At 71.7% G+C, this 22,548-nt stretch carries 21 protein-coding genes; 11 read left to right on the top strand and 10 right to left on the bottom strand.

Annotation, left to right across the window (positions count from 1 at the left end; all coding sequences use genetic code 11):
• Positions 1 to 70: 70 nt before the first annotated feature.
• Positions 71 to 874, bottom strand: coding sequence for a carbon-nitrogen hydrolase family protein (locus AB0230_RS09760; RefSeq protein ID WP_363578211.1), 804 nt, complete (start codon positions 872 to 874; stop codon positions 71 to 73).
• 45 nt (positions 875 to 919) lie between these two features.
• On the opposite strand from AB0230_RS09760, the gene AB0230_RS09755 reads away from it, so the two are divergent.
• Positions 920 to 1,579: a GntR family transcriptional regulator gene (locus AB0230_RS09755; protein ID WP_363391078.1), complete on the top strand. Its 660-nt coding sequence runs from the start codon at positions 920 to 922 to the stop codon at positions 1,577 to 1,579.
• A 63-nt stretch (positions 1,580 to 1,642) separates the two neighbouring features.
• On the opposite strand, the gene AB0230_RS09750 is transcribed toward AB0230_RS09755, so the two are convergent.
• The gene (locus AB0230_RS09750; RefSeq protein ID WP_366375424.1) at positions 1,643 to 2,989 is read right to left on the bottom strand and encodes an MFS transporter; all 1,347 of its coding nucleotides are present in this window, start codon (positions 2,987 to 2,989) and stop codon (positions 1,643 to 1,645) included.
• A 129-nt stretch (positions 2,990 to 3,118) separates the two neighbouring features.
• Between AB0230_RS09750 and AB0230_RS09745 the strand changes: the two genes are divergently transcribed.
• On the top strand, positions 3,119 to 3,808 hold the full coding sequence (locus AB0230_RS09745) for a DUF2848 domain-containing protein (protein ID WP_363391075.1): 690 nt from the start codon (positions 3,119 to 3,121) through the stop codon (positions 3,806 to 3,808).
• 101 nt (positions 3,809 to 3,909) lie between these two features.
• On the opposite strand, the gene AB0230_RS09740 is transcribed toward AB0230_RS09745, so the two are convergent.
• Together AB0230_RS09740 and AB0230_RS09735 are read right to left on the bottom strand one after the other, a co-directional pair.
• Entirely contained in the window at positions 3,910 to 4,389 is a 480-nt protein-coding gene (locus AB0230_RS09740; protein ID WP_366375422.1) for a GNAT family N-acetyltransferase, read from the bottom strand.
• Between the two features lie 72 nt (positions 4,390 to 4,461).
• Positions 4,462 to 5,718, bottom strand: a complete 1,257-nt coding sequence (locus tag AB0230_RS09735) for an HAD-IA family hydrolase (protein ID WP_366375420.1) — start codon at positions 5,716 to 5,718, stop codon at positions 4,462 to 4,464.
• 47 nt (positions 5,719 to 5,765) lie between these two features.
• Between AB0230_RS09735 and AB0230_RS09730 the strand changes: the two genes are divergently transcribed.
• From AB0230_RS09730 to AB0230_RS09695, 8 genes are all read left to right on the top strand, one after another.
• Positions 5,766 to 7,136, top strand: a complete 1,371-nt coding sequence (locus tag AB0230_RS09730) for an FGGY family carbohydrate kinase (RefSeq protein ID WP_366375418.1) — start codon at positions 5,766 to 5,768, stop codon at positions 7,134 to 7,136.
• 50 nt (positions 7,137 to 7,186) lie between these two features.
• Positions 7,187 to 8,074, top strand: a complete 888-nt coding sequence (locus AB0230_RS09725) for a hypothetical protein (protein WP_366375416.1) — start codon at positions 7,187 to 7,189, stop codon at positions 8,072 to 8,074.
• A 279-nt stretch (positions 8,075 to 8,353) separates the two neighbouring features.
• Positions 8,354 to 9,325, top strand: a complete 972-nt coding sequence (locus AB0230_RS09720; RefSeq protein ID WP_363578635.1) for a LacI family DNA-binding transcriptional regulator — start codon at positions 8,354 to 8,356, stop codon at positions 9,323 to 9,325.
• 278 nt (positions 9,326 to 9,603) lie between these two features.
• Positions 9,604 to 11,256 (top strand): alpha-amylase family protein, encoded by a 1,653-nt coding sequence (locus tag AB0230_RS09715; protein WP_315995215.1) that lies wholly within the window; start codon positions 9,604 to 9,606, stop codon positions 11,254 to 11,256.
• Between the two features lie 276 nt (positions 11,257 to 11,532).
• Positions 11,533 to 12,129: a helix-turn-helix transcriptional regulator gene (locus AB0230_RS09710; protein WP_315995214.1), complete on the top strand. Its 597-nt coding sequence runs from the start codon at positions 11,533 to 11,535 to the stop codon at positions 12,127 to 12,129.
• Positions 12,126 to 12,626, top strand: coding sequence for a hypothetical protein (locus tag AB0230_RS09705; RefSeq protein WP_315995213.1), 501 nt, complete (start codon positions 12,126 to 12,128; stop codon positions 12,624 to 12,626). Before AB0230_RS09710 ends, AB0230_RS09705 begins: the two co-directional genes overlap by 4 nt.
• Positions 12,620 to 13,546, top strand: a complete 927-nt coding sequence (locus tag AB0230_RS09700) for a hypothetical protein (RefSeq protein WP_366375413.1) — start codon at positions 12,620 to 12,622, stop codon at positions 13,544 to 13,546. The genes AB0230_RS09705 and AB0230_RS09700 overlap by 7 nt, the downstream gene beginning before the upstream one ends.
• The gene (locus AB0230_RS09695) at positions 13,543 to 14,670 is read left to right on the top strand and encodes an alpha/beta hydrolase (RefSeq protein WP_366375411.1); all 1,128 of its coding nucleotides are present in this window, start codon (positions 13,543 to 13,545) and stop codon (positions 14,668 to 14,670) included. Before AB0230_RS09700 ends, AB0230_RS09695 begins: the two co-directional genes overlap by 4 nt.
• A gap of 108 nt (positions 14,671 to 14,778) precedes the next feature.
• Here the strand turns inward: AB0230_RS09695 and AB0230_RS09690 are convergent, their stop codons facing one another.
• From AB0230_RS09690 to AB0230_RS09670, 5 genes are all read right to left on the bottom strand, one after another.
• Positions 14,779 to 16,242 carry a mannitol dehydrogenase family protein gene (locus tag AB0230_RS09690; RefSeq protein ID WP_315995210.1) on the bottom strand — a complete coding sequence of 488 codons (1,464 nt, stop codon included), beginning with the start codon at positions 16,240 to 16,242 and terminating at the stop codon, positions 14,779 to 14,781.
• 200 nt (positions 16,243 to 16,442) lie between these two features.
• Positions 16,443 to 17,432 carry an ABC transporter substrate-binding protein gene (locus AB0230_RS09685; protein ID WP_315995209.1) on the bottom strand — a complete coding sequence of 330 codons (990 nt, stop codon included), beginning with the start codon at positions 17,430 to 17,432 and terminating at the stop codon, positions 16,443 to 16,445.
• A gap of 76 nt (positions 17,433 to 17,508) precedes the next feature.
• Positions 17,509 to 18,594, bottom strand: a complete 1,086-nt coding sequence (locus tag AB0230_RS09680) for an ABC transporter permease (RefSeq protein ID WP_315995208.1) — start codon at positions 18,592 to 18,594, stop codon at positions 17,509 to 17,511.
• Positions 18,591 to 19,367, bottom strand: coding sequence for an ATP-binding cassette domain-containing protein (locus tag AB0230_RS09675; protein WP_363578221.1), 777 nt, complete (start codon positions 19,365 to 19,367; stop codon positions 18,591 to 18,593). The genes AB0230_RS09680 and AB0230_RS09675 overlap by 4 nt, the downstream gene beginning before the upstream one ends.
• Positions 19,364 to 20,062, bottom strand: a complete 699-nt coding sequence (locus tag AB0230_RS09670; RefSeq protein ID WP_315995206.1) for a nucleoside/nucleotide kinase family protein — start codon at positions 20,060 to 20,062, stop codon at positions 19,364 to 19,366. The genes AB0230_RS09675 and AB0230_RS09670 overlap by 4 nt, the downstream gene beginning before the upstream one ends.
• Positions 20,063 to 20,297: 235 nt before the next feature.
• Here AB0230_RS09670 and AB0230_RS09665 point away from each other — a divergent pair, with 235 nt between their 5' ends.
• Entirely contained in the window at positions 20,298 to 21,026 is a 729-nt protein-coding gene (locus AB0230_RS09665) for an SDR family oxidoreductase (RefSeq protein ID WP_315995205.1), read from the top strand.
• A 229-nt stretch (positions 21,027 to 21,255) separates the two neighbouring features.
• Here the strand turns inward: AB0230_RS09665 and AB0230_RS09660 are convergent, their stop codons facing one another.
• The gene (locus AB0230_RS09660; RefSeq protein ID WP_363578222.1) at positions 21,256 to 22,503 is read right to left on the bottom strand and encodes a D-arabinono-1,4-lactone oxidase; all 1,248 of its coding nucleotides are present in this window, start codon (positions 22,501 to 22,503) and stop codon (positions 21,256 to 21,258) included.
• Between the last annotated feature and the right edge of the window lie 45 nt (positions 22,504 to 22,548).

Below are 22,548 nucleotides of genomic sequence, written 5' to 3'. Positions count from 1 at the left end.
GGGGCGCCCGGCTGCACCGCGGGAGCGGCGGCGGGAGGCGTGCTCCGGCGGGCGGGGATGCGTGCCCGGGTCAGAACCGCCGGGCGTTGGCGAGGACCGGGATCTTCGCGCGCACCTCGGCGACCGCGGACAGGGCCTCGGACACGTCGACGACCCGCGTCTGCGGGGCCTCGCCGAGGCGGACCAGGTCCGCACCGTCGGCGGCGACCACCGCGCTGTAGCCGATGCCGGTGGGCGCTCCGACGCCGTCGTCGCGTCCGGTGGCGCGGGGGTCGGCCTGGCCGACCGCGACCACCACGGTCGTCGTGTCGAGGGCGCGGGCACGGGTGAGCAGTTCCCAGTGCTCGCGCTTGCCGGGTCCCGACCCCCAGGAGGCGGCCACCAGCACGAGGTGGGCGCCGTCGTCGGCCAGAGCGCGGAACAGGGCGGGGAAGCGGACGTCGTAGCAGGTGGCCAGTCCGATGCGGACGCCGTTCAGATCGAAGAGCACGGGCTGCAGGCCGGGTTCGACGGCATCCGATTCGCGATAGCCGAACGCGTCGTAGAGGTGGATCTTGTCGTAGGCGGTCTCGGCCGCCCCGGCGACGAGGAGCGTGTTGCGCACCCGCCCGGGGGTGTCGGCCGGGGTGAACATGCCGACGACGATCGTCACACCCGCCTCGCGGGCGATGCGGCGCACCTCGTCGGCCCACGCGCCGTCGAGCGGTTGCGCGACCTCGGCGAGGTCGGGGCCGGCGAAGCGGCACATGACCGCCTCGGGGAAGACGACGAGTGCGGCGCCGTCCTCGGCGGCGCGCGCGGCCTCGCGGGCGATGATCGAGAGGTTCTCGAGGGGGTCGGAACCGGCGACGACCTGAGCCAGGGCGATGCGCATGTGAGTCTCCTTCGTACGGGTATCCCCGTGTTGTATACCTGTCGTATGCCTTCTGTCGCGCCCCCCTCGGGCCGAGACCGTGCTCTCGGACACCTCCGCTCGCTGCTGACCGACCCACAGGTCGAGGGGGGCTTCATCAACGAGCAGGACGTGGCCGACGCCGTGGGGGTCTCGCGCACCCCGGTGCGCGAAGCGCTGCTGATCCTGGCGTCGGAGGGCCTGGTCGACCTCGAGCCCCGCCGGGGAGCCCGCGTCGCCGCGCTCACCCCGCGCGAGACGGCCGAGCTGATGGAGATGCGCGGGCTGATCGAGCGGTTCGCCGTCCAGCGCGCCCTGGCCCAGCGGCTCTCGCCGCACGACGCACTCGCCGAGGTCATGCGACGTCAGGACGCGGTGACCGCGGGACTCGACCGCCTGACCTTCGAGCAGGCCCGCGAGTGCATCGAGCTCGACCGGGAGTTCCACCAGACCCTGGTCGACGCCGCGGGCAACGCGCTGATCTCGCGCAACTACGCGGCTCTGCGCGAGAAGCAGGTGCGGGTCGGGATCTCCGCGCTGAGCATCGGCCCCTCGCGGTGGAACGCCGTGACGCACGAGCACGGCGCGATCGTCGAGGCCCTGCGCGCGGGAGATCAGGCGGCCGCCGAGAAGGCCATCGACGACCACCTGAGCATCACGCTCCGGACGATCCTGACGGGGGCGTGAGGCGCGGCCCTCGGCCGGGGCGCGGGCAGCGCTCCGACCGAGGGGACCGGATGCCGTCGGTCGTCACGACGTGGCCCGTGCTCCGGTCAGCACGTCGAGGTACTCCTCGTCTTCCTCGTGCTGCGGGTTGCGGCCGAGCAGCAGTCCGACGATGGTGAGCACGGCCGCGACGCCGAGGTAGATCGCCGGGGCGACCCAGCTGCCGGTCGCGCTGAGCAGCGCCGTGAAGATCACGGGAGCCAGAGCGCCGCCGAAGACGCCGGCGATCGTGTAGGCGAGGGACGATCCGGTGTAGCGCAGGCGCGGGCTGAACTGCTCGGTGATGAAGGCGGCCTGCGGTCCGTACATGAACGAGTGGATGGCGAGACCGACGACGACGCCCAGGATGAACAGCGGCTGGGAGCCGCCGCCGATCATGAGGAAGAACACGAACGGCCATCCTGCGGCCGCCACGGCGGCGATCGCGTACAGCAGGCGGCGGTTGACCATGTCGCTGATCCACCCGGCGAGGGGGATGAGCGCCAGCTGGAAGGCGGAGCCGATCAGGGTGGCCGTGAGCACCTGCGAGCGCTCCATGCCGAGCTGCGTGAGTCCGTAGGTGAGGGTGAAGACGGTGAACATCGCGTACAGGATGTCGGGTGCGAGGCGGCACAGGATGGCGGCGAGGAGTCCGCGGCCCTCGAGGCGGAACACGTCCTTGATGGGGGCCTCGGGTCGGTCGCCGGACTGCTCGATGGCGCGGAAGATCGGGGTGTCCTCCAGGGCGAGGCGGATCCACAGGCCGAAGGCGACGAGCACCGCGGACAGGAGGAAGGCGACGCGCCATCCCCACGCGAGGAACTGCTCGTCGGAGAGGGCGAGGGTCAGGACGGCGAGCACGCCGTTGGCCAGCAGGTTTCCGGCGGGCGGGCCGACCTGGGCGGCGGAGGCCCAGAAGCCGCGGCGCCGCGGAGTTCCGAACTCGCTCGAGAGGAGGACGGCCCCGCCCCATTCGCCGCCGACGCCGACGCCCTGAGCGAAGCGCAGCAGCACGAGGATGACGGCCGCGAGCGGGCCGATGGCGCCGTAGGTGGGAAGGACGCCGATGAGGAAGGTCGCGATGCCCACCAGGAGGAGGGTGATGACGAGGACCCTCTTGCGGCCGATCTTGTCGCCGAGGCGGCCGAACACGATGCCGCCGACCGGGCGCGACAGGTACCCCACGGCGTAGGTGGAGAACGCCAGCAGCGCGCCCGTGAGCGGGTCGTTCTCGGGGAAGAACAGCGCCGGGAACACGACGGCGGCGGCAGCGGAGTAGACGGCGAAGTCGTACCACTCCAGGGCGGTGCCGGTGAGGCTGGCGGTGTACGCCTTGGCGAGCGAGCGCGTGCGCTCCCGGCCGCCCGGTACAGCGTTTCGAACGTTCGTCATGAGAGTCCCATCTGATGTCGGCGAGGAGGACCGCCGCGTTTTCGTTTCCCTCATACTTCCTGTATACAAAACGTATACGCAACCGATACGGGGAAATTTTCCCGCGTCGTAACAATGGGAAGAGGCGACGTGACCGCTCTGGAATTCGAGATCATCGGCGAGGGCACCCTCGTCTCCGTCGACGTGACGCACATGTACAACGCCGGCTACGCCGGTCGCGACCAGGCGGCCGTGAAGCACCACATCGACGAACTGGCCGAGCTGGGAGTCCCGGCGCCCACCACCACCCCCTCGCTGTACCCCGTCTCGTCGTATCTGGCCCGTCAGGGCGACCGGGTCGAGGCGCAGCACGAGCGCACGTCCGGCGAGGCCGAGTGGGGCATCGTCGTCATCGGCCCCGGCGAGGACGACGTGCTGCTCACCGTCGCCTGCGACCACACCGATCGGGCCCTCGAGGTGCACGGCGTCGCCTGGAGCAAGAACGCCGGTCCCGACATGCTCGGTCGCCGGGCCTGGCGTCTGTCGTCTCTGGCCGATCGCGCCGACGACCTGCGCCTCCGGGCGTGGGTGGGCGCCGAGCGCACCCTCATCCAGGACGGCCGCGTCGGCGAGCTGCTCTCGCCGCAGTACTGGCTCGACGTCCTGGCCGAGCGGGGCGAGCGCCAGGAGGGCGTCGCCCTCATCTCGGGAACGATCCCGATGGTCGCGGGCGTCGACCAGTTCAGCGACCGCTGGGAGGTCGAGCTGCTCGACGAGAGCACCGGGGAGTCGAGCGTCGTCCGCTACGACGTCGAGCGGATGCCGACGCCCATCGGCTGAGCGAGCGTTCGCGCCGCGGTCCACCGGCCGTGAGCGACGACGGCCCGGACCGAACGGTCCGGGCTTTCGTCGTCGCTCGGGCTCTCGTCCCGCCCGCGCCTTCAGAGGAGGTCGCGGGCGAAGAGCACGAGGGTGCCGCGTCGCCCGGTCTCGTGGAGCCCGGCCTTCTCCAGCACGCGGCGCGAGGCGCCGTTGTCGGTCTCGGTGTCGGCGACCGCCCGGCGGGCGCCCCAGTGCTGGGCGTGCGCGAGGGCGAGGATGACGGCGGCACTCGCGAGCCCCCGTCCTCGTGCCGCGGGGATGAGGCCGTAGCCGAATTCGACGGTTCCGCTCGCGTCGGGTGGGCCGAAGAAGCCGAGGCCGCCGACGGCGAGCCGCGTCGCCGGCTCACGGATGGCGTACATCGTGAACGGTGACGCGCTCGACTCGGACGCCGCGAGGGCGTCGAGCGGGTCGAGCTCGTCGACGAACGGATAGTCCGGATGCCAGTCGTCTCCGGGTTCCTCGTCACGAGCGACGATTCGTCGTGCCATCGCCGGCGTGATGCGGGTGATAAGGACGTGGCTGCTTGAGAGGGTCATTCCCTCCATCATCGCCCCGCGGGGCCGCCCGCCTCCGGGGAGGTGGATCCTCCGCATCCCGGTCGCGGATGGTCAGCCGACGGAGCCCCGCAACCGCAGTGCCCCGGATGCCGTGACCTCGAGCCGAACGGCATCCAGTCCGTCCACCACCAGATCGGCGCCCAACTCCTCGTCGGCGGTCGTGCCGGTCAGCGCCATCACGGCGCAGCCGGCCGCGCGGGCCGCGGCGATGCCGGCCGGGGCGTCCTCGACGACGAGGCAGCGCGAGGGGTCGACGCCGAGACGCTCGGCCGCGAGGAGGAAGGGTTCGGGGTCGGGCTTGCCGTTGACGACGTCGTCGACCGTGACGAACACGTCGGGGTGGGCGAACCCGGCCGCGGCCAGGCGGGCCGTGGCGATGGGGACGGACCCCGAGGTCACGATGGCGCGGCGGTCGGCCGGTACGGCGGCGAAGAAGTCGGCGGCGCCGCGGATGGGGGCGAGACCCACGGCATCCGCCACCTCGAGGTCGGTGACGTGCGCGAGCGCCTCGGCATGCCGCTCGGCGGGCAGCAGCAGGCTCACGAGCGTGCGCGCGGGCTGACCGTGGTTGGCGTGCAGGGCCTCCATCGACACGTCGAAGTGCTCGGCGAAGCGCCGCCAGGACCGGGCGACGGATGCCGTGGAGTCGACGAGGGTTCCGTCGAGGTCGAACAGCACGGCGTCGAACTCGCGCGCGAAGATCGCGGCTCCCGCGTCGAGGGGGCGGCGGATGCCGAGCGCGGGCAGGACGCGGGCGAGCTGCTGCCCGGTGGTGAGCTCGGCGTCGACGGCGATCACCGGGACGGCGGGTGCGACCGTCGTGACGTCCACGCGGTGCGCGTCGCGGGAGGCGCCCCGCGCGGCGCGGCGGGACGCCAGGATCGCCGGGTCCCCGTCGACATGGATGACGACGGGCTCGAGGGGCAGCAGTGCCTCGCGCAGCGCCGTCCAGTCGTCCCCGCCCGCGAGCTCCGCGGTGAAGGGGGCGACGACGACCACGCGGCCCGACGTGGAGAGGGCATCGGCGGCCGTTGCGCGCAGTGCCGCGTAGCGACCGGCGCGGATGGCCCCGGCGTGCGGGGAGGCGAGCCAGTGTCCGCCGAGGGCGTCGGCGGGAAGGGCGTCGAGCAGCGGGGTGGTCACGCTGTCGAGGTCGACGAGGGGTGCGCGCAGCGCGGTGGCGAGGGCGCGTCCGAGCGTGCTCTTGCCGCTGCCGGCGGGACCGGCGACGAGGACGGCGAGCGATTCGGGTATTTGACACGACGACGGCATACCTCCACCATAGACGTAGCAAGTCACCGGTGTCATGCTCGTCATTCCGGGACTCGAAGAGGTTCCGGAGAGGACGGCCGCTCATGCAAGACACCGGTGACATGGATGCCGAGCAGTCGCGCCTCCACGGCGGCATCGACCTGGGCAGCACGGGCATCAAGATGCTCGTCGTCGACGACGCCGGCACCGAGATCGCGGGGGCCCAGGTGCCCACCCCGTGGCGGGTCGGCCCGGGCGGCACGACCGACATCGACGCGGACGACCTGCGGTCATCCGTCCGCGCGCTCATCGATCTCGTCGACGCCGAGCTCGCCCCTGTCACGTCCGTTGCGCTGACGTCCCTGGCCGTGGCGGGTATGGGCGAGACCGGCATCCTGATCGACGTCGACGGTCGAGCCGCAGCACCCGGCTTCGCGTGGTTCGACCCGCGCGGGTGGGAGCAGATCGCCGCCCTCCCCGCCGAGGTGCGCGACGAGTTCGCCGGCCGCACCGGCCTGCCGCTCGGCGCCCAGGTGAGCGTCGCGAAGCTCGCATGGCTGCGCGACCAGGGCACCGACCTCACGGGCCTGCGCTGGCTCGACCTGCCCGAGTTCGTCGTCGCCGCCCTCGGCGGAGACGTGGCTCTCGAGCTCTCGCTCGCCTCGCGCACCGGCCTCATCGACCAGGATTCCGGCGCCGCCTGGCCGGCGATGCTCGAGGCGCTCGGCGTCGACGACGCGCTGCTGCCGCCGTTGCGGGGAGGCGGGACGGCCTGGGGCACGGCATCCGCCGCCTTCGGACCCCGCGTCGCGGGGGCCGCGCTCACCGTCGCCGGGCACGACCACCTCGTCGCCGCTCAGGCCAACGGCACCCTGGATGCCGACGGCTACCACGTCTCGCTCGGCACGGCCGAGGTGCTGCTGAGGGTGCTCGATGCGCCTGTCGGCTTCGCGGCGCGCCGACGACTGGCCGACGCGCTCATCAACGAGGTCCGCCACGTCGTCCCGGGCAAGCACGTGCTCGTCGCCGGGGTGAAGACCGGTCTCCTGCTGCGCCGCGCGCTGCACGCCGCCGGGGTCAGCGACCGCGCGGGCCGTGATGCGCTCGACGACGCGGTCATGGCGCTCCCGTACGAGGGCGAGCTGCCGGCCGGGGCGATCGAGGTCACCGGCGCCCGCAACGACGACGGCGTGCTGCGGCTGACGCTGCACACGGAGGCGAGCCCCGCCGAGATCTTCGGCGCGGTGCTGCGGCACAGCAACGACGAGGTCGCCGCGCTCATCGCGGCGATGGACCGCGAGGTGGCTCCCGCCACCCACTCCACCCTCACCGGCGGGTGGGCGGGAATGGCGTCCGTCCGTCGCGCCCGCGCCGAGGTGCTCCCCGATCCGTCCCTGTCCACCCGCGAGCAGGACGTCGCGTGGGGAGCCGCCGAAATGGCGCGGCGCCTCGTCTCGGCATCCGTCCCCTCCTGAACAGACCACCCGCGCCCACCCGCGCGCGAGAACCCCAGAGAAGAGAGATCATGAACGCACTCACCACGATCGAGCGCCGCGCGCTGCAGTCGATCAGCACGCCCGACGGTCACATGCTCATCGTCGCCGCCGACCAGCGCAACGGCATGAAGGCCGCCATCAAGGACGCTCCCAACGGCTCCGACGGGATCTCGCGCGAGGAGCTCGCCGAGGTGAAGGCCGACCTCGTCCGCCACCTCGCCAACCACGCGCCGGCGATCCTGCTCGACCCCGAGGTCGCGCTGCCGCAGATCGTCCACGACGGCGTGCTCGCCCGTGACACCGCGCTCGTCGTCGGTCTCGACGCCTCGGGTGCCGAGACGGTCGACGGTCTGAAGTACACGCGCTTCGTTCCCGGCACCACGCCGCACTCCATCCGCGAGCAGGGCGCCGACGTGGCCAAGATGCTCTGGTACACGCGCCCCGACAAGCAGGATGCCGACTCCCGCGTCGCGCAGGAGATCCGCGACCTGGTGAAGGCGTGCGACGAGGAGGGCCTGCTGCTCATCGTCGAGCTGCTCACGTACCAGCTCGAGGGCGAGAGCGACGAGGAGTACGCGGAGAAGTTCGCCGACCTCGTCGTCGACGGAGCCGGCCTCGCCGTCGCGTGCGGCGCGAAGATCCTCAAGCTGCAGTACCCCGGCTCGGCCGAGGCGAGCGCGCGCGTGACCGAGGCCGCCCAGGGCGTGCCGTGGGCCGTGCTGTCGGCCGGTGTCGACCACGAGACGTTCATCGAGCAGGTGCGCACGGCCGTCGCCAACGGCGCCTCGGGCGCGATGGCCGGCCGGTCGCTGTGGAAGGACAGCCTCTCGATCGACGCCGACCGCCGCGAGGAGCTGCTCTCGGGCCGCGCCCTGCCGCGCCTGCGCGAGCTCGCCGACGCCGTCGACGGCCGCTGACATGAGCCCGTCCGCCCGGCACCGGTTGCGTCGTCCGGTCGCGTCCGACTCCCCTCGGACCGGCTCCCCGCGGGTGCACGCGGAAGACGGATGCCGCCGTGCCGGGCGGGCACTCGGGTCGATCCGCGACGCCGGTCGCGCGGCGCCCACCCCCGCGGCGCGCGGGGGTTCGGCGCCCGTCGTCCGTGCCGCCGTGCGGGGCGCGCGGTCGGTCCGGCGGATAGGGTGGCACGTCGAAGCCCCCACTCGCCCGAACCCCGGAGGTGCCTCGTGACCACGATGCGCGACGTCGCTCAGCGCGCCGGGGTGAGCACGAAGACCGTGTCGCGCGTCTTCAACGACGATCCGCACGTGCTCCCCGACACGCGAGCCCTCGTCGAGGCCGCGATGCGCGAGCTCAACTACGTCCCCAACGCCCTGGCGACGACGTTCCGCGCCGGCCGCGCCTCGGTCATCGGGGTCGCCGTCCCCGACGTGGTCGATCCGTTCTTCGCCGCCATCGCCCGCGCGGTCGAGGACACCGCGCGCCGCCATGGCCTGTCGACCCTCGTCACGAGCCTGGGCGAGAACCCCGACGACGAGAGGCCCGCGCTCGAGTCGCTGCTGGGTCGCCAGCTCACGGGACTGGTCATCGCCCCCGTCGGCACCGACCACTCGTGGCTCGAGCGGTGGCGCGGGCATACGCCGATCGTGTTCGTCGACCGTGCGCCGGCGGGACTGCTGACCGACACGTTCACCGAGAACGATGAAGCCGGCGCTCACCTGGCCACCACCCACCTGCTCTCGCACGGGCACCGCCGCATCGCCTACGTCGGCGACATGGTGCACCTCTCGACCGAGACCAAGCGCGTCGAGGGCTGGAGGCGGGCGCTGCGCGATGCGGGCGTCGACGTCGACGAGCGACTCGTCGCCTCGCAGGTCTCCGACCGCGCATCGGCGGCATCCGCTCTCGAGCGTCTTCGCGGCCTCGACGAGCCCCCCACGGCCCTGTTCTCCGCCAACGCCCGGTCGTCGATGGCGCTCGCCCACGTGCTGCGCGGCGATCCGCTGCCGTTCGTCGGCTTCGGCGACTTCCCCATGGCCGACACGCTCACCCCCTCCGTCACGGTGATCGACCAGGACCCGCGCCGCATCGGCGCGCTCGCCGCCGAGCGTGTGTTCGCGCGGCTGCAGCCCGATGCCGGCCTGGGTCTCGACGAGCTGACGGTGATCGACGTGTCGCTGGTCGAGCGGGAGTCCTGCGCGCTCTGACCCCCTCCGCTTCTCGCGAGGCGGCTGAGCTCGTCGAAGCCACCGGGGCACGCGGCCACCGGTCCCTTCGGCGGGCGCAGGGACCCGTGTTCGGGGTGCGAGGAATGTCGCGGACGCGTCGACGCACAATGGCCGGGCCGGGGCAAGAGCCCGTCCACGATCGGGCGGGCGCGATAGGAAAGGCAGTCAGAGAACGCCACCGCTCCCGAGAAGAGGGCTCCGATGACGACCTTCCCGCGCTCCGAACGCCGCACCGCCGCTCGGACGGAGGTGACGTCGTGAGGCTCACCGACACCAGCGACCTGTGGTGGAAGACCGCCGTCTTCTACAACCTCGACGTCAAGACCTATCTGGATGCCGACGGCGACGGCGTGGGCGACCTGCGCGGCCTCGCGCAGCGGCTCGACCACCTCGCCGAACTCGGGGTGACGTGCCTGTGGCTCGCGCCGTTCTACCCTTCGCCGCAGCGCGACAACGGCTACGACATCGAGGACTACTACGGCGTCGATGCGCGGTACGGCTCGCCCGGCGACATGGTCGAGGTGCTGCGCACCGCCCACGACCGCGGCATGCGGGTGATCGTCGACCTCGTCGTGAACCACACCTCCGACCGGCATCCGTGGTTCCAGCAGGCGCGGCAGAGCCCCGACAGCCGCTACCGCCACTTCTACCAGTGGCGCGACGAGGTGCCCGACGACGCTCCGGCGAGCATGTTCCCCGACGTCGAGGACGGGGTGTGGTTCTTCGACGACACCGCCGGGCAGTACTACAAGCACTCGTTCTACCGGCACCAGCCCGACCTCGCCACCGACCATCCGGAGGTGCGCGAGGAGATCGCCAAGGTCATCGGCTTCTGGCTCGAGCTCGGCATCGACGGCTTCCGCGTGGATGCCGTGCCCCACCTCATCGACGGCGACGAGGGCCCCGAGCACGACTTCCTCCGCGCGCTGCGGGGCTACGTCTCGCGCCGCAGCGGTCACGCCATGATGCTCGGCGAGGTCAACCTCCCCTACGACGAGCAGCTGCGCTTCTTCGGCGACGCCGACGGCGACGAGCTGACGATGCAGTTCGACTTCGTCGCCAATCAGCGGCTCTACCTCGCCCTCGCGCGTCAGGACGCCGCGCCGCTGCGGGAGGCGCTGGAGTCGCGGCCCGAGATCGCCCGGGGAAACCAGTGGGGCAACTTCGTGCGCAACCACGACGAACTCACCCTCGATCAGCTGTCGGAGGCCGAGCGCGAAGAGGTCTTCACCGCCTTCGCCCCGGAGCCGGGGCAGCGCATCCACGGGCGGGGGATCACGCGGCGGCTGCCGGCGATGCTCGAGGGCGATCCGCGCCGCATCCGCATGGTCTACAGCCTCATGTTCTCGCTGCCGGGAGCGCCCGTGCTGTACTACGGCGAGGAGATCGGCATGGGAGAGAACCCCGAGATCGAGGGCAGTCGCGCCGCCGTCCGCACGCCCATGCAATGGACGGGCGCCCCCGACGCCGGCTTCTCGACGGCCGACGACCTCATCGCCGACATCGTTCCGGGCGGGTTCGGGCCGCAGCACGTCAACGTCGCCCAGCAGCGTCACGATCCCGACTCGATGCTCAGATTCGTGCAGAACCTCGTGCGTCACTACCGCGCCTCGCCCGAGATCGGATGGGGGGAGTTCGGCATCCTGGATCAACCCCACAGCTGCGTGCTCGCGCACTCGCTCACCAGTGAGCTGGGCCTGTTCGTCGCGGCGCACAACTTCGCACCCGACGGGCGCACGTTCCGCCTCGAGATCGAGGGGGCGGATGCCGAGCAATGGCGTGTGGTGAACCTGCTCGACGATGCGGCGGGGGCGGAGACGCTCGACGGATCCGGATTCGACGTGTCGCTCGACGGGTACGGCTACCGGTGGTGGCGGGTGATCCGGCCGGGGGAGCGGCGCATCGCCTGACGCACGCGGGGGCAGGCGGAAGTGATCGGGCGCGGCACCCCCCAATGGTGCCGCGCCCGTCACCGACCGGATCGGGAAGCCTCTCCCGATCGCTCGCGCGCAGGGGTTCCCCCACGTCCGCCCCGCGCGCGGTCTGATCCATACAAGCACAGCGTGTCGTAATTAGCACCCGAGGGGTGATCGTAAATACGACCGTAGGTGAAACGGAGGGTCGTCTACGATCGGACTGTGGGTCGCGGCGCAGTCGGACCACCCTCCCGGTACTCCCGTCGAGTGGTGGCGAACGTGGATCGCCTGCGGAGGGCCAAGGGGCTCACCGTCGGCGAGCTGCTCAGCCGCGCCGGAATGACGAAGAGCTACTACCAGTCGCGCGCCGGCCTGTCGCTGCCGTACAACACCAACGATCTGGAAGCCCTCGCGGTGGCGCTCGGCGTCACGCCCGAGGACCTCGCCAGCCCCGACACGGCGCCGCGGGTCGAGATGCGCGTGCCGGCCGGGCCCCTGGCATCCCGCGTCCGACGACTCATCTCCGCGCAGACCGCCACCGCCGACGACCTGCTCGCGCACCTCGACGACATCGACCCGCAGGCCGCGGACGGAGCGCGCGCGCTGCTCGCGGAGGGCGCGACCAGCGTCGTGCTCGACGAAGAGGTCCTGCGGCTCATCACCCACTGGGGCGACGTGCCCACCGAGTACCTCACCGACTACACCGATGCCGCGGTGACGGATCGAACGGATGCCGAGCTCGACCTGCGCGACGCGATGCGCGAGGCCGGAGCCAGCAGCATCCAGTTCCGGGCTCTCGGCGAGATGTCGCCCGACGCCCTGCGCGCCATCGCCCAGTCGCTGCGAAGCAGGCCGCCGGCGACATGAGCGACCGCGACGGGGGGAGAGCGGTGGCTGCGGAGGACATGCAGGCGAGAGTGCGGGCGCGAGCCGATCGGGCGATCGCCCGCGCGCGATTGACGGCCGATATGGGGTTCGACGACGTGGTGCGAGCGGTCGAGCGAGCCGTCGGCATCCGTCTCCGGGTGATCCGCGAGACCGACACGAGCGGATGGGGGACCCTCACCGGCTACCTCACCTTGTTCGCCGACAGGGGAGAGGCGAGCATCCACGTGCGCGCATCGGATGCGGCGCTGTACAGCCAGTTCGCCGCCTCGCATGAGCTCGGCCACTTGCTCGACGACGCGCACTGCACCGGCGCCCTCCACGAGCGGGGTGCACGCGAACGCTCCTCGATCACGCCGTACGACGATCCGACGCTGACGACGCCGGAAGTCGAGGCCGAACTCGTCGCCGAGCACGTCGCCCACCGCATCTCCCGCCTGCTGTACGCGAGCCCCCGGGTGGCCGAGTCATCGTGGTGACCGTTCTCCTCATCGACGCGGCCCTCGTCGCGCTGCTGCTGCTCGTGGTGGGCCGTGCGCGCGCCGCTCGGCGTCAGCCGCGGGCACGCATCGCATGGCTCGCCGGCCTGGTCGGCGCCATCGCACTGCTGACCCAGGGCACGGTCATCCCGCTCGGTGTGCTCGACGGCCTGCTCGGGGGCACGAACATCCTCAAGCTCGTGCAGGGCGTGCTCACGATGGTGGCGCTGTGGCTCGGCATCCAGGCCGGGATCGCCCCCGTGACGGCGCGCGTCTCGACACTGCGCTGGCGCTTCCCGGCGCTGCTCGCGGGAGTGTTCGCCGTCGTGTTCTTCGTCGCCCTGCCCGAGCGCGGGTCGACGTCGTTCCGCTTCATCGAGGACGCCGCCGCCACTTCGACGGGCGCGTGGGTCTACGGGGTGGTCCACATGGCGGGCATCGCCCTGGTCGGGGTGCTGCTGTGCGTCTCGGCCCACGTCTCGCTCCCGGGCGTGCGCTGGTTCTTCCGGGCCGGGGCGATCGGGATCGTGCTGGGCTGCGTGAGCGAGATCGCCGATCTCACCCTGACGCGCTTCTTCGCCCCCGTTCCGATCGTGAGCGCGCTCTTCGACCCGCTCTTCTACCTCGGCGTGCTCGCCTTCGTCATCGGCATCTTCCGCGCCTCGCGCGTGACCGGCCGCATCCGTCGGCGGGGCGAGGCGCTGCTGGAGGATCTCGGCGCCGTGGCCCGGCGGCGCGGTGTCGCGGGCCTGCCGGGCCTCGCCGACGACCCCCTCGTCGACACGCGCCTGCACGCGCTGCGCGTGGCCGTCGAGGACGACGCCATCGCCACCTCGTCGCCGTTGAGCGCTCAGGAGCGCGAGCTCCTCGACGACGTCGACGCCCACCTCACCCGCCGATCCACGGGAGCCCGCCCATGATCCGCCCCCTCGCCCTCGGCACGGGCATCGCCGTCGCCACCGTGGCGCTCGCCCACACCGCGCTCGCCGGCTACGTCGCGCGAAGACTCATCGCCCCGCGCGCCGCCAAGGTCTACGCACCCGTGACCTTCTCGGGCGGCACGGTCACCGTGCCGGCCACGCTCGAGAGCCGCGAGCCGGGCACCTACGGCCTGTGGCTCGACGACGGTCGGCACGTGGTCGTCGGCGAACCGCTGCGCGTCGGGAAGGACCGGGTCGTGCGCGAGCTCGCGTCGCGTCCCGACGGACTCGTCGACGGTGAGGCCGTGGCGACCTGGACCTCGCAGAGCATCGGTTCCCCCGAAGACGTCGGGCCCACGCGGCACGTCTCCGTGCCGCTGCGGCGCGGCGGCGTCGCCGAGGCGTGGGAGATCGGCGACCCCGACACCGCCGACGGCCGCTGGACGATCCATGTGCACGGGCTGCGCTCCAGTCGCAACGGAGCGCTTCGCTCGGCGCCGGCGGCGGTGGATGCCGGATGGATGGCGCTCGTGGTGTCGTACGCCGGTGACGAGGAGTGCGCCCCCGCCGACGCCCTGCCCTCGACCCTGGGAACGCGCGAGTGGCGCGACGTCGACGACGCGATCGCGTACGCCCTCGCGCGCGGTGCCCGGGAGATCGTGCTCGTGGCCTGGTCGATGGGCGGCACGATCGCGATGCTCGCGCTCGAGCACTCGGCGCACCGCGAGGCGATCGCCGGACTCGTCCTCGTCGCGCCGGCGCTGGACTGGCCCCGGGTGGTCGACAACGCCGTCGCGAACGCGCACCTGCCGCGCACGGTCGCCGCCGCGTCGATGCGCGTGCTCGCGAGCCGCATCGGGGCGCGGGCCCTCGGCCTCGTCGAGTCGGTCGACGCGCGCGCCCTCACGTGGGTGGGCGAGGGCCGGCCCGGGCCGGGGGTGCCGACCATCATCCTGCACAGCCGCGTCGATCCGGTCGTGCCGTTCTCGGGATCGGTGGCGTTCGTCGAACGGCATCCGGATGCCGAGCTGGTCGCCTTCGACGCCACCGGTCACTGCAACGAGGCCAACCAGGAGCCCGAGCGCTTCCACGACGCGATCGCCCGCTGGCTCCGCGCCCGCTGAGCCGCAAAAGGTCCCGAGCTTGGCGGAGGGACCGGGGGCGTGGCGGGTTCCGGTGGCTTCGACGGGCTCGGCGACCTCGGTTCGACCGGGTCGCGGCCGCCGCAGCACTCAGGCGTCGACGACCGCCGCGATCGCACCGCGCGCGCCGCGCTCGGCCAGCAGCGCGCGGGCGGCGAGATAGGCCTCGCGCAGCCGCGCGTCCTGCCCGAGGTCGCCGAAGACGGGCGCGTAGTCGAGCAGCGCCGCCGGGTCGTCGGCCACGATGGCCCGCAGCTCGTCGAGCCGACTGTCGACCGCGGGGGTCTCCTCGCCCGATTCGGTGCGCCCCTCGAGGAACACGCTCCACCCCGCGAGCACGAGGGCCGCGTGGTCGATCCGGCCCCCGGCGGCGAGCTGCTCTCGGACGACGGGCAACAAGAACTTGGGGAGCCGGTCGGAGCCGTCGACGACCTGACGCGCGAGCGTGTCGCGGATGGCCTCGCTGCCGAAGCGCGCGATGAGCTCGTCGCAGTAGGCGTCGAGGTCGATCCCGGGCACCGGTCGCAGCGTCGGAATCGCCTCGGCGTGCATGTAGCCCTGCAGGAACGCGACGAACAGCTCGTCGGTGCACACCTCGTGCACGTAGTGCGCGCCCGACAGGATGCCGAGGTAGCTCATCGCCTGGTGCGACGCGTTCAGCAGCCGCAGCTTCATGAGCTCGTACGGCTCGACATCCTGGACCAGCTGCACGCCGACCTCGTCGAAGGCCGGACGCCCCAGGGGGAAGGCGTCTTCGAGCACCCACTGGGCGAACGACTCCGAGCGCACGGGCCAGCGGTCGTCGACGCCGAACTCCTCGGCGATGGACGCGCGCGTCTCGTCGGTGGTGACCGGGGTGATGCGGTCCACCATGGAGGTGGGGAACGACACGTTCTGCGCGATCCAGGCGGCGAGTTCCGGGTCGAGACGCTCGGCGAACCCGAGCAGGGAGGCGCGCGCAACGTGGCCGTTGCCCTGGATGTTGTCGCACGACATGACCGTGAAGGCCGGGATGTCGGCATCCCTCCGTCGGCGGAGCCCCTCGGTCAGCAGGCCCATCACGCTCCGCGGAGGCAGGGCCCCGTCGAGGTCGGCGAGGGTGGGTTCGTCGCGCGGAGCGTAGCCGCCGGTGGCGTCGTCGATGCCGTAGCCGCCCTCGGTGATCGTGAGCGAGACGATCGCGGTGTCGGGATCGGCGAGCTTGGCGACGACCGCCTCGGGGTCGTCGGGGACGAAGAGGTAGTCGACGATCGAGCCGACGACGCGGGCCGCGGACGACCCGTCGGGAGCGGTGGTGACGAGCGTGTAGAGCCGATCCTGGGCGGCGAGGGCGTCGCGCATCGCGGCGTCGAACGGTAGCACCCCGACCCCGCACAGTCCCCAGTCGCCGCGCCCGGCCTCCAGGAGCCTGTCGAGGTACATCGCCTCGTGGGCGCGGTGGAACCCGCCGACGCCGACGTGCACGATGCGCGAGCGCACGGCCGACCTGTCGTAGGTCGGAACGGAGACGTCCGCCGCGAGGGAGGGGAGGGCGGCGGCGGTGAGTTCGGTCATGCGGGGCTCCGTGTGGGTGGGGCGGGAGGTTCGGGGCGTGCTCGTCGCGTCGGGGGGTGCCCCGGGGTTTGGGACGTGTTTCATCACGTGGGGCGTGAGGTACGCGCCCCGAGGTGAGGAAGCCGCCCCGAACCGGGGAAGGGGAGGGGTGGATGCCGGGACCCTCACGCGTGTGCGGGGGTCCCGGCATCCGAGGTGGGTCAGCAGGAGGACTTGTAGACCGCGTCCTTGCCGTCGCCGTTGATGTTGTCCTTGGTGAGGATGGTGAAGCCGGTCTGGATCTTCTCCTCGGTGGACTCGCCCTTCAGTGCGGCGATGGCCTGCTTGACGCCGTCGGAGCCGATGGTGGCGGGCTCCTGCGCGACGAGGGCCTGGACGGTTCCGGCTTCGAGGGCCTTGACCTGGGCGGGACCGGCGTCGAAGCCGACGATCGTGACCGAACCCTGCTTGCCGGCCTGCTGCACACCCGTCGCGGAACCCTCGGCGGCGAACAGGTTGGCGGCGAAGATACCGACGATGTCGGGGTCCTTCTGCAGCGCGGCGGTGACGATCTCGGCCGCGGTCGAGGGCTCGTTGTGCGAGTACTGCACACCCACCGACTCGAACTTGCTGTCCTTCGCGACGGCGTCTTCGAAGCCCTGGGCGCGGGCGTCGGTCGTGGACACGCCGGGGTCGGTCGAGACGACGAGCACCTTGCCGCCGTTGGGGTTCGCCTTCTGGATCGCCTCGAATGCGGCAGCTCCGCCGCCTTCGTTGTCGGAGGAGATCTGCGACACGGCTCCCGAGGGGTCCTCGAGCGTCGTGTCGACGAGGACGACCTTGATGCCCGCGGCCTCGGCTGCCGCGATGGGTGCCTGCATGGCCGACACGTCGGTCGGCGCGATCAGCAGCGCGTCGGGCTTCGACGCCACGACGGCGTCGACGATCGGCTTCTGCAGGGTCGGGTCGAACTTCTCCGGGCCCTGAGTGGTGACGGTGGCGCCCTCGGTCTTGGCTTCGGCTTCGATGCCGCACTGCATGGAGATGTAGAACTCATCTCCGGCGACGCCCTGCACGAACGCGATCTTGTAGCCGCCGTCGGAGCCGCCGGACGCACCGCCCGAGGCCGTGCCACCGGAGCAGCCCGCGAGAGTCAGGGTCGCGGCCATGCCGAAGACCGTCAGGGCGGTCGCCTTCTTGTTCCACTTCATCGTGATCACCGTTCTGTTGTGAGTTCTTGCTGTCGGGTTGGGTAAGGGGTGGAGAGGGAATGGATGCCGCCGCGGCTCAGCCGCGCCGACCTCCGCTGAGGAACTTGCGCCAGAGGCCCTGCGAGTTGCCGCGCGTGGCGGCGGTGCGGCGCACCTGGTCGACGTACACCGCCGTGATCAGCACCGCGCCGACGGCGACCTGCTGCCAGAACGGCTGGACACCGGTGATGACGAAGCCGTTCTGCAGCACCGCCGGGATGAACAGACCCACGACGGTGCCCATGATCGTGCCGACGCCGCCGAAGAGCGACGTGCCACCGATCACGACGGCCGCGATGACGTTGAGGTTGGTCTGCGATTGGCCGGCGATCGCGGTCGTGGAGAACTGCGAGAGCGACAGGATGCCGCCGAGCCCGGCCAGAGCGCCGGAGATCGTGTAGATCTTGATCAGCTGCGCGTCGACCTTGACGCCGACGCGACGGGCGGCGATCTCGCTCGACCCGACCGCCAGCGTGTAGAGGCCGAAGCGCGTGTAGTGCAGCACGATCGCACCGATCGCGACGACCACGAGGGCGATGACGCTGATGATCGGGACGCTGCCGAAGACGTTGCCGTAGCCGATCGACACCGTCAGCACGGTCGGCACATCGCGGATGTCGACACCGCCGGTGAGGATCTGCGCGAGACCGAGGGCCATGCCCAGGGAACCCAGGGTGACGATGAGCGGCGGGATCTTCGCCTTGGCGATGAGGAAGCCGTTCAGCAGCCCCCAGCACACGCCGCTGAGGATCGCGACGAGGATGCCGACGATCGCGACGCCCCAGCCCTCGCCGCCCATCGCCCGCATGACGATGGCCGCGACGACGCCGGAGAAGACCAGGACCGACCCGACCGAGAGGTCGATGCCGGCGGTGATGATGACGTAGGTCATGCCGACGGCGAGCACCGCGAGGATCGAGGCGTTCTGGATGATGAGACGGAAGTTGGTCCACTGCGCGAACGAGTCGGGCGCGATGATGCTGAAGACGATGATGATCGCCAGCAGCACGAGGAGGATCTGGAAGGCCTGCGTACGCAGGATCCGGCGGACCGGGTTCACCTTCTGGTTGTCGTCGAACGTGCCGATCGCGACGGTCTCGGTGGGAGGGGTCTTGACGCTCACTTCTGGTCGTCCTTCGTGACGGCGCCGGTCATGAGCCCGACGAGTTCTTCCATGGAGGTGTCCGCGGCCTGGATGTTCGCGACGCGGGTCCCGAGTCGCAGCACCTGGATGCGGTCGGAGACGTCGATGACGTGCGGCATCGAGTGCGAGATGAAGACCACGGCGATGCCCTTGTCGCGCACGCGGCGGATCGTCTCGAGCACGTTCTTCGTCTGGCGCACGCCGAGGGCCGCGGTGGGCTCGTCGAGGAAGACGACGCGCGACGCCCAGTGGACGGCGCGGGCGATCGCGATCGCCTGACGCTGGCCGCCCGACATCTCGCCGACGGGCGAGGTCAGGCTGCGCACCGTGGCGCCGAGCTCGTCGAACGCCGCGCGCGATGCCTTCGCCATGTCCTTCGTCTTCATGAAGCCGAGGGCACCGGCGAGCCCCGGGCGACGGATCTCGCGGCCGAGGTACATGTTCTGCACGGGGTCGAGGTGGGGCGCGAGCGCGAGGTCCTGGTAGACCGTCTCGATGCCGAGCGACGAGGCGACCTGGGGGTTGGACATGTCGATCGGCGATCCGTCGAACCGGATCTCTCCCTCGTCGACGGCGAGGTTGCCCGACAGGGCCTTCACGAGCGTCGACTTCCCTGCGCCGTTGTCACCGATGAGGGCGGTGACCTCGCCGGGGTAGACCTCGAAGTCGACGTTGTTGAGGGCGCGGACGGATCCGAACTGGCGCGACAGACCGCGTGCCTGCAGCACGGGCACAGCCGTGGTGGTGCTCATGAGGAAGCTCCTTCGTGGTGGCCGGCGCCCCCGGCGGGGGTGTCGGAGACGGTGACGACGAGGTCGGCGCGGTGGCGGCCGCGCTCGACGACGAGGGCGTTCGCCTCGTCGACGTCGCGGACCCAGGCGACGGCGTCGTCATGGGGGTGGCCGTGGGACAGGCGGCGGGCGACGAGCCGCTCGCGGCGCGCGGTGGGTTCGATGTCGAGGAACCAGACCTCGTCGAGACGGGATGCCACGGCATCCCACCCGAATCCCTCGTGCAGCAGGTAGTTGCCCTCGGTGATGACGAGCGGAACGTCGGCGGGCACCAGAACCGCGGAGCCGATGGACTCCTCGAGGTCCCGATCGAAGCGCGGCGCGTAGACCTCGTGCCCGGCGCGGATGCGGTCGAGCAGGGCCACGTAGCCGTCGACGTCGAACGTGTCGGGGGCGCCCTTGCGGTCGCGGCGACCGAGGCGGATGAGCTCCTCGTTCGCGAGATGGAATCCGTCCATCCCGACCAGCACCGCGTCGGAGCCGAGCGCGGCGAGCAGCGCGTCGCTCACGGTGGACTTGCCGGCGCCGGGGGTTCCCGCGAGTCCCAGCACGCGGCGCTCGCCCGATGCCGCGAGCAGCCGCGCACGCTCGACGAGGTCGTCGAGGTGCACGGTCGCGGTGGCGATCGGTGCGGCGTTCTGCGAGGTGCGGGTCACGGCGGTGTGGTCCTTCCGGGGACGCCGCACGTCGGAGTGCTGCGCCGGTGGAGCGGTCCGGTGGAGCTGTCCACCGGTCGAACGTTGGTTACGGTAAGCCCACCGTGACACCGGTGTCAACACCCGTGATCAATTCGTCATGACACCGAAGTCATCCGCGGGATTCTGTGGTTATCATGGGCCGCGACGACACCGCCGTCGTCCCCGCCCTCAGGACCCGCGAAAGAGCCCTCCCATGACCGAATTCACCGACCGCACCATCCTCGTCACCGGAGCCGGTGGCGGTATCGGCGGGGCGACCGTGCGACACCTCGTCGCCGCCGGCGCCACCGTGCTCGCCGCCGGCCGCACGGCTGACAGCGTCGAGGCGATCGCCGCCGAGACCGGAGCCGAGCCCGTCGTGTTCGACCTCGAATCCGAGGACGAGATCCGCTCCGCGATCGAGGGCCGAGACCTCTACGGCGTCGTGAACTGCGGCGGGTGGGGCGGCGAGATCGCGACACCCATGGAGACCGACATCGACGTGTTCGACAAGGTCATGAGCATCAACGCCCGCGGCTCGCTGCTGGTGACCAAGTACGCCTCGCGCGAGATGATCCGCGTCGGCAAGGGTGGCGCGATCGTCAACGTCTCGAGCCAGGCGAGCCTCGTCGCCCTCACCGGACACATCTCGTACGGTTCGTCGAAGGCGGCCCTCGACAACATCACGCGCGTGTCCGCCCTCGAACTCGGCGGCTACGGCATCCGGGTCAACAGCGTGAACCCCACGGTCGTCATGACGCCGATGTCGGCCTGGTACTGGGGTCGTCCCGACATCGAGGGCCCCTTCCTCGAGGCCATGCCGCTGCACAAGTGGGCGACCGAGGACGACATCGCCGCCCCGATCGTCTTCCTGCTCAGCGACGGGGCCGGCATGATCTCCGGCGTCTCGCTCCCGATCGACGGCGGCTACTCCAGCCGCTGATCCGGATGCCACGGAGCGGCGCCGCGGTGGGCGGCGCCGCTTCGCGGTCTCGGCGCGCGGAGGTCGCGACGCGAGGAGGCTGAGCATGCCGAAGCCTCCGGGGGTTGCGGTCCCTTCGCCGGGCTCGGGGACCTGGGTTCGCGGTGGTGACGCGAGGAGGCTGGGCCTGTCGAAGCCTCCGGGGGTTGCGGTCCCTTCGCCGGGCTCAGGGACCTTCGCCCGCCCGTGGTCACAGGCCGAGCGTGCGCTCCAGGTAGGCGTTGCGGAAGACCCCGCGCGGGTCCGCCTCGCGCGCCGCGGCGAGGAAGTCCTCGGTTCGGGGCAGCGTCGCGCGCACCGCCTCGCCGGGCATCGTGAACGCCTTCCCCCAGTGCGGACGCACGTCGAAGGGCGCCAGGGCCCGCTCGATGTGCGGCAGCACCCCGAGTACGCCGTCGGTGTCGTTGCGCCAGGTGAAGTGGATCGCGAGCACGTCGCGCTCGAATGCCGGGCTGAGCCAGAGACCGTCGGCGGCCACCGTGCGCAGCTCGGTCACCAGCAGGTGGGCGTCGAAGGCGGGGGTGATCGCGCGCACGGCCGCCAGTGCCTCGGCGGCCGCCGTGATCGGCACGAAGTACTCCGATTGGATCTCGTCGCCGTCGCTGGGTAGCGCGTCGGCGCGGAAGTGCGGCAGACGGGTGTGCCACGGCCCCGGGGTTCCGCGCTCGGTGGTGTTGTCGAGCGTGCGGATGCGCCCGAGGTGCAGGTCGTCCCCGACCGCGCGGCCCCCGAGTTCCTCGACCCACGTCGGCGCCCCGGTGTCGCTCTTGGCCCACACGAGGTCGTCGGCCGGGTCTCCCCACGTCGTGAACACGCTCACGCTGCGCGAACCGCCGAACACCGTCGCCGGATCGGACACGAGGTCGTCCCAGGCGACGCCCGTGAACGCCTGCTGCACGACCGTGTACGACGGGACGGTGCGCAGCTCGACGGCCGTGACGACGCCGAAGGCGCCGAGCCCCAGGGCCGCGGCCCCGAACCACGGGTGGCCCCGGTCGATGTGGTGCGTGCGGCCGTCGGCATCCATAATCTCGAGGGCCGTGACGGCGCTCGAGAGGTTGCCGTTGCCCATGCCCGACCCGTGCGTTCCGGTGGCGGCGGCCCCGGCGACCGAGATGTGGGGGAGCGATCCGAGGTTGTGCAGGGCGCGTCCCTCGGCCTCGAGCACGGGGGCGAGCTGCGCGAACGTGACGAGACCCTCGACGCGCACGCGGTCGTCGGTGACGTCGATGCGCGTCGGCATCCGCTCGAGCGACACGAGGGCGCCGTCGGCGTCGGCGATGTCGTTGAAGGTGTGGCGCGTCGCCTGCACGCGCAGAGCCGGACGGGATGCCACGACCTCGGCGAGCTCGCCCGCGTCGGCGGGCAGCAGCACCTCGGCGGCGCGATAGTGGTGATTGCCCGACCAGGTTGCTCCGGCGGCTCGTGTCTCGGTCATCGTGTCTCCTCGCGTCGTCGCCCACCCATCATGACCCGGACGCGC

The organism is Microbacterium sp. NPDC089190, assembly GCF_040701795.1.
In the GTDB taxonomy this organism is placed as follows: Bacteria; Actinomycetota; Actinomycetes; order Actinomycetales; family Microbacteriaceae; genus Microbacterium; species Microbacterium galbum.
The sequence above is the reverse complement of the archived record's forward strand: the minus strand, read 5'-3'. Positions and strand labels throughout refer to the sequence as shown.